The following is a 7,236-nucleotide window of genomic DNA, read 5'->3' on the forward strand; positions in this document are numbered from 1 at the left end:
ACTTGTACGTTAAATAAATTGTTACTCTGCTACTGGTACGAACTCAAACGCATCTCCGTTGAACAAGCCTTTATCGCTTAGCTTGAGCGACGGAATTACAAGCAAAGCCATGAAGGAGAGCGTCATGAATGGTGATGCTAATGTGCTGCCCATTTCTTTGCTCAAACGGTCTATGGCGGAATAAGCTTCGGCTACTGTATATCCATCCTCAGCTGACATAATGCCTGCCACGGGCAAGGGGAGGAGTTGCTCTTTCTCTCCTGCCACAGCAGCCACGCCACCTTTTGCCTCTATAATTAAATTCACAGCTCTGGCTATACTTGCATCATCCACGCCAACGGCCACTATGTTATGCGAGTCGTGCCCTACCGATGAGGCAATGGCACCCTGCTTTAAACCTACGTTTTTTATGAAAGCAACGGCTGGTATACTATTCTCATACCGGTTTACCACAGCTGTTTTCAGTATGTCCTGCTCCACATCTGATACAACAAAACCGTTCTCTACCTTTGGCGTAGCCCAAACTTCTTTTGTAATTAGTTGTCCGTCGTAAGCTTCTATCACCCTGATTTTGCTGGCATCGCCGAGCGGCACCTCAAACTGGGCCGCTACTTTTATGTCGGTCTCAAAGTTGTTGATCTCCTCGCTTGGGGTGTAGTCTATGTTAGACTTTCCATGCTCAGCCACTAGCTCTCCGTTGATGTACGTGGCCTTTACATGAAAGTCTTCGGGATTGTCGATAAGTATAAAATCGGCTGCATCTCCCTCGCGCAGCAAGCCCACCTCCAGCTTATAGTGCACTACCGGGTTTACACAGGCCGCCTGCAGCACATGAAACAGATTATTGCCTTTGGCCAACGCACGCTTTACCAGCAGGTTAATATGCCCCTCTACCAGGTTGTCAGGGTGTTTATCGTCAGAGCAGAACATGATGTGCTGGTAGTGTTCGGGCAGCAGCTGTATCAGTGCCTCAAAGTTTTTGGCAGCACTGCCTTCCCGAATCAATATCTTCATGCCTACGGCCAGTTTGTCCAGTGCCTCTTTAGCCGTGAAGCATTCGTGGTCGGTGGTGATGCCAGCGGAGGCGTAAAGCTTTGCCTGCTCACCCATTAGGCCTGGAGCATGCCCGTCTACGGCTTTGCCATACTTCTTCGCCAGTTCAATTTTCTCCATCACCTCCGCATCACGGTTCAGCACGCCGGGCCAGTTCATCATCTCCGCCAGGTACTTTATTTCGTCTCTTTGGAAAAGTGTTTCTATGTCGGCAGCTGTAATCTCGGCTCCGGCTGTTTCAAAAGGAGTGGCTGGTACGCAGGATGGAGCGCCAAAGTAAAACTTAAACGGCACCTTTTTCCCGTTCTCAATCATATACTCCACGCCTTTTATGCCCAGCACATTCCCGATCTCGTGCGGGTCTGATACGGTGGCCACGGTGCCATGCGGAACAGCCAGGCGGGCAAACTCGCTAGGCACCAGCATAGAGCTTTCCACATGCACGTGGGCATCCACAAAACCGGGTAAAATATAATTAGCGCTATTATTAGCCTCACGAACTATTTTAGAAATGCGCCCGTTTGAAACATGGACAGTGCCTTGGTAAATTTCTTTTTTATGAATGTCTATGATACGTCCGGGAACGGAAAAATCGTTGTGCATAGTAAAAGGTGTTTGTTCTGATAAATTGCCCATACATTGGGCCTAAAACGGTAAATTACTTTATATTTGCGTTAAATTCAGTCGTTTTGAGAAAGTTAATTTCATACATCGTATTGGCAGGGTTCCTTGCCACCGGCACGCTGGCCAGTTGTTCCTCTAAAACGCCACAGCAGCGAAAAACGGCTAAATACATGAAGAAAAGCAAGAACGGTAAGCAACCTTGCCCTTGCGACTCAAATTAATTTCCTTTTTTGACCACCCACTTAGATATGAAGAAAATTGTAATTGCGCTTGATGGCTACTCCTCATGCGGTAAAAGCACAACGGCTAAACTCGTGGCCGCTGAACTTGGCTATGCATATATTGATACTGGCGCCATGTATCGAGCCGTTACACTATATTTTCTGCAAAACCATGTATCTAAAACCAACCCAAAGGAGATAAAAGAAGCGCTTGATAACATTGAGGTAGAATTTCATTACAATCCTAAAAAGAAACGTAACGAAGTATACTTAAATGGCCTGAATGTTGAAGATGAGATACGCAAGATGTATATCTCTGATCAGGTAAGCGAGGTAAGTGTAATAGCGGCGGTACGCCATGCTATGGTAGCACAGCAACAAAGGATGGGCCGCAAACGTGGTGTAGTCATGGACGGGCGTGACATTGGCACAGCTGTGTTTCCGGACGCAGAGGTGAAGGTGTTTATGACAGCCGATGTAGATACGCGCACTAAGCGCCGGCAAGTAGAACTGCTGGAGAAAAATCAGTTGGTGAACCTGGATGAGATAAAGGAAAACCTGCAGAAGCGCGACCTGATCGACTCTACCAGAGCCGAAAGCCCATTACGCCGTGCAGACGATGCCGTCTTATTGGACACCACGCACATGACCATAGATGAACAGGTGGAATTTGTGCTGGAGCACGCCACATCGGAGCTCCTGAAAAACGAACATGCAGCGCAACAGAAATGATGCTTAACAAATGAACGTAACGATAGATAAGAATTCCGGCTATTGCTTCGGCGTAGAGTTTGCCATACAGATGGCTGAGGACGAGATGGAGCATTGTGAAGAACTGTACTGCCTTGGCGATATTGTACATAACGGTATGGAGGTGAAGCGCCTGTACGAAAAGGGTCTTCGCATTATAGACCGGGATCAACTGAAGGAGCTGCATGATTGTAAAGTGCTGATTCGTGCGCATGGTGAGCCGCCGGAAACCTACAAGCTAGCCCTGGAAAATAATATAGAGCTGATTGATGCATCGTGTCCGGTTGTGTTAAAGCTGCAGAACCGCGTAAAACATGCTTTCGACTCTGGTAAGCCAGACAATGCGCAGGTGGTAATTTACGGCCAGGTGGGGCACGCAGAAGTAATCGGCTTAGCAGGCCAAACCCGCGATGAGGCCATTATCGTAACAACAGAGGCAGACTTGGATAAGATTGACTTTACCCGCCCTGTTACGCTGTTCAGCCAGACCACCAAAAGCACGAAAGGCTTCTATAATATTAAAGCGCTTATTGAGGAGCGACTGCAACAGGCCAACCAGACGAGTACCTTGCCCGCCTTTGATGCCAACGACAGTATTTGCCGGCAGGTATCAAATCGGGAGCCACAGCTGGCGAAGTTCTCTACCGAGCATGATGTGATTGTGTTTGTAAGCGGCAAGAAAAGCTCGAACGGTAAAGCCTTGTATAGCGTATGTGCACACCACAACCCCAATAGCTACTTTATAGAAAGTGAAGAGGAACTACAGGAGCAGTGGTTTGCTACTGCCCAAACTGTAGGTATATGCGGTGCCACCTCTACACCAATGTGGCTGATGGAGCAGGTTGCCAACAGTATAAATATGCTGCAGGCAGAGCAAGTATAAATATTAGCAGTATACTATAAAAGCATTTTGCTAATTTAGGCTTTGCTTCGGCAAAGTCTTTTTTTTGCTTAAAAAATATCATGAGAAGCTTAATACGCTATTTTCTTAAAGGCCTCCTTATCATTGCGCCCATTGCCATCACTTTTTTTATTGTGATAGGCATTATCGATTGGTTAGACAGCATGTTTGATTTAGGTATACCGGGCTTAGGTATCCTGATGATGGTTGTATTGTTAACCCTTGTTGGCTTTATCGGCTCTTCCTTTTTTGTAAAGCCCTTCCTGATTCTAACGGAGCGTATTCTGCAGAAAGTACCACTGATAAGTATTATTTACTCAAGTATAAAAGATCTTTTTGATGCTTTTGTGGGTGATAATCAAAAGTTCAACAAGCCGGTAATGGTGAAGATGACGGAAGATTCAGAGAACTATAAATTGGGTTTTGTAACACAGGAGGCACTGCTGCAACTGAATATAGAAGATAAAGTGGCGGTGTACTTTCCGCACTCTTATAACTTTTCCGGAGAGCTTTTTTTGGTGCCCATCCGTAATGTAACCTACCTGGACCTGCCAAGCAGTGAGGTAATGAAGTTCATCGTTTCCGGTGGCGTTTCTAAACTGTAAGTATAGCTAAAGGTTCTGAGGCGTGAAGCGGGTAGAACCGAAAGTATAGTTTATGCTTTGCATCAAACAGCCTGTGTAAGCAGCTATTCTTTATTTCTGATTTTTTAATTCCTAATTCAAGAATCCTTGCCTGTTTTAATCAACGATAAGTCAAAGCTGCACTACCGCGTTATCGGGCACGGTGCACGTGTGTTGTTGGCTTTTCATGGATATGGGCAGAGCAGCACCTATTACCTGCCCATGGAGCAGGCTTTGGGCAGCGATTATACCATTTATGCCTTCGATTTGTTCTTTCATGGGCGCAGCCAACTGGCAAAGCAGAACATGCCACTTACCAAGCAGTTTCTGGTAGAGTTCATAGAGCATTTTCTGGAGAAGCAGCAAATAGAGAAGTTCTCGCTAATGGGCTTTAGCATGGGCGGTAAGTTTGCTCTGACACTGGTAGAGCACATGCCGCAGCGTATTGACCAGTTGTTCCTTATTGCGCCGGACGGTATCAAAACAAGTTTCTGGTACAACATAGCTACGTATCCGGGGTGGCTGCAGCAACTGTTCAAGCGAACGGTGCTCAAACCGGAACCATTCTTCAAGCTACTGCAGGTGCTCAACAAGTATAACCTGATTCATAAAAGCATGATCAGGTTTGCGCATTTTCAGATGGACAGCACCGAAAAACGCTTACGTGTATACCATAGCTGGATTGGTTTCCGCGACCTTAATTTTGACATCCGGAAAATCGTCGCCTTGCTCAACAAGTATAAAGTGCCTGTATCCATGTTTCTGGGTGAGTTTGATGAAATCATTTCTCCCAGGCGTGTCGCTGTGTTTGTGGATGCGCTGGACCAGGGGGAACTGGTAATGTTAAAAACCGGGCACTCTCACTTACTGCTGGAAGTTGCACAGTTGCTTCATCAGAAGCGTGTGTCGGGGCAGTAAGTTGTTTCTATTAAACCCATTTCTCTTATACCTAGCGTTTGCGGTTAGTCCAGGTCCTTACTTGGAATAAATAATGGCGGAAGGTAATAGTAGTAGCCGTTAAGCAGTGCCGCACTAAACTGCACTACAAATCCAGGGCTGCCCGGAGTAGATAAATGAAGCTGCACCGGTACAATGGCGGCACTGTCTGACGCAGCAGCAGTAGTGACAGCTTGCACGTTAGTTTGTGCCCAGTTTACCTCCAGCACCGCGCCTGTCCGAATCACATCATTAAAACCTCTTTGGAAATCTAATTGAATCTGATCTGGTGTATAAAGCATGATGGCTTCGCGCACCGGAGTTGTGCTAGCCTGCAGTAAACCATCGTATACTTGTTTATCTGCCAGGTATACTAGCAGCGGCTTAAAGTTGGTGTTCTGCAGCGCCTGGTGCAGCAGCGTTGCTAAAGCCTCTGCAGACGCAGCTCCTGTGGTTTGTTGACTATCTGGTGGAGGCGTCGCAACAGTGGCTGAAGCTTGTGCCCATAGCGGTGCCGGACTTCCAGCGAGTATTGTGGCTATTCCTAAAAACAGTTTATACGTTGCCATTGTTGTAGGGTATAGCATGCCTGAACATTGTACTTTATTCTGAGTATACGTACCTTAGCATGTTGTGGCGGTACAGCTTTGCAGCTACGCCTGTCAACTAAAATCAACTTATATAATTCACCAAAACATGAGAAAAACGTTACGCATGCTGGGGCTTGGCCTTACCTTGTCAGCCATCAGTATGAGCTGTTCTTCTGATAACACAGCAAACGACACGGCTAAAACAGGGCCAACAGAAACGGAGCAGGCAACAGACGAAGACTTTGATATAGGCTTACCTACTGGCCCCTTAGCAAAGGACCTGGAGCAGATAAAGTTACCTGCCGGTTTCCGCATCGACTATTATGCCAAAGACGTGGAGAATGCCCGTTCAATGTCTATGAGTAAATCAGGTATTTTATTTGTAGGCACACGCAGCAATGATAAAGTATTTGCTGTAGTGGACGAGAACAAGGATGGCAATGCTGATGAGGTGGTAGAAATAGCATCAGGCTTGAACTCTCCGAACGGAGTGGCAGTGCGCAACGGCGATTTATACGTGGCAGAGATCAACCGCGTAATTAAATTCTCGAACATCGAGCAGACTTTCCGAAACAAGCCGAAGTATGAGGTGGTGAACGATCAGTTTCCGAGCGATGCGCACCACGGATGGAAGTACATTGCCTTTGGCCCGGATGATAAACTGTATGTGCCTGTTGGCGCACCTTGTAACATCTGTAAATCAGAGAAGCCAATTTATGCCAGCATTACCCGCATGAATCCTGACGGATCTAACCTGGAAGTGTATGCCGAAGGCGTGCGTAACAGCGTAGGCTTTGCATGGCACCCGGAAACGAAGAACTTATACTTTACAGATAATGGCCGTGATATGCTTGGCGATAACATGCCTCCGGATGAGCTAAACCGTGCCACAGAAAAAGGCCAGCACTTTGGCTATCCATACTGCCATGCCGGCGACATTTCAGACCCTGAATTTGGTAGCCAGCGCAACTGCAACGATTTTGTAAAGCCTGTTCGAAAGCTTAGCCCACACGGTGCGGCGCTTGGCATGAAGTTCTATACTGGCAATATGTTTCCGGCTCAGTACAAGAACCAGGCGTTTATCGCTGAGCACGGCTCCTGGAACAGATCTGAGAAAATGGGCTACCGACTTATGCTTGCTAAAATGGATAACAACGGTAACGTAACCAGCTATGAACCCTTTGCGGAAGGCTGGCTGCAGGGCCAGGAGGATTGGGGTAGACCGGTAGATGTGCTGCAGATGAAAGATGGCTCACTCTTGGTATCCGACGATAAAAACAACGCGATTTACCGTATTACTTATAGCAAGTAATAGATATTATAGTTGTAAAAGGGGTGCTGTGGTTTATACTGCAGCGCCCCTTTTATTTGTGTCCATTTTGCACATTAAGCAGCCTGCTTATAGTATGTAAAACAGGGCTTGAACCTACCTGCCACATCCTCTAAAAGTGGAGCACCTAAAAGTATGGGGGCTAAATTAAGCAGGCAATGTTAGGTATATACCTGCTTTTTCTCGTAAGAATAAGCTTTAGTTAAAT

7 protein-coding genes are annotated in these 7,236 nt (G+C 46.6%); 5 read left to right on the forward strand and 2 right to left on the reverse strand.

Going from position 1 to position 7,236, the window contains the following annotated elements; genetic code table 11:
• Window positions 1-21 precede the first annotated feature (21 nt).
• Entirely contained in the window at window positions 22-1,656 is a 1,635-nt protein-coding gene (ade, locus tag ACFQ2O_RS05345) for an adenine deaminase (RefSeq protein WP_377523546.1), read from the reverse strand.
• A gap of 269 nt (window positions 1,657-1,925) precedes the next feature.
• On the opposite strand from ade, the gene cmk reads away from it, so the two are divergent.
• From cmk to ACFQ2O_RS05365, 4 genes are all read left to right on the forward strand, one after another.
• Window positions 1,926-2,630: a (d)CMP kinase gene (gene cmk, locus ACFQ2O_RS05350; RefSeq protein WP_377523549.1), complete on the forward strand. Its 705-nt coding sequence runs from the start codon at window positions 1,926-1,928 to the stop codon at window positions 2,628-2,630.
• 10 nt (window positions 2,631-2,640) lie between these two features.
• Window positions 2,641-3,531 carry a 4-hydroxy-3-methylbut-2-enyl diphosphate reductase gene (locus ACFQ2O_RS05355; protein ID WP_377523552.1) on the forward strand — a complete coding sequence of 297 codons (891 nt, stop codon included), beginning with the start codon at window positions 2,641-2,643 and terminating at the stop codon, window positions 3,529-3,531.
• 80 nt (window positions 3,532-3,611) lie between these two features.
• A complete protein-coding gene (locus ACFQ2O_RS05360) occupies window positions 3,612-4,154 on the forward strand; it encodes a DUF502 domain-containing protein (protein ID WP_377523555.1) in 543 nt (180 codons plus the stop codon).
• Between the two features lie 126 nt (window positions 4,155-4,280).
• Window positions 4,281-5,090: an alpha/beta fold hydrolase gene (locus ACFQ2O_RS05365; protein WP_377523558.1), complete on the forward strand. Its 810-nt coding sequence runs from the start codon at window positions 4,281-4,283 to the stop codon at window positions 5,088-5,090.
• A 44-nt stretch (window positions 5,091-5,134) separates the two neighbouring features.
• Here the strand turns inward: ACFQ2O_RS05365 and ACFQ2O_RS05370 are convergent, their stop codons facing one another.
• On the reverse strand, window positions 5,135-5,677 hold the full coding sequence (locus tag ACFQ2O_RS05370; protein ID WP_377523561.1) for a hypothetical protein: 543 nt from the start codon (window positions 5,675-5,677) through the stop codon (window positions 5,135-5,137).
• Between the two features lie 127 nt (window positions 5,678-5,804).
• Here ACFQ2O_RS05370 and ACFQ2O_RS05375 point away from each other — a divergent pair, with 127 nt between their 5' ends.
• The gene (locus ACFQ2O_RS05375; protein WP_377523564.1) at window positions 5,805-7,010 is read left to right on the forward strand and encodes a PQQ-dependent sugar dehydrogenase; all 1,206 of its coding nucleotides are present in this window, start codon (window positions 5,805-5,807) and stop codon (window positions 7,008-7,010) included.
• Window positions 7,011-7,236 lie beyond the last annotated feature (226 nt).

It is taken from the genome of Pontibacter rugosus (assembly GCF_042678745.1).
Taxonomy (GTDB): Bacteria; Bacteroidota; Bacteroidia; order Cytophagales; family Hymenobacteraceae; genus Pontibacter; species Pontibacter rugosus.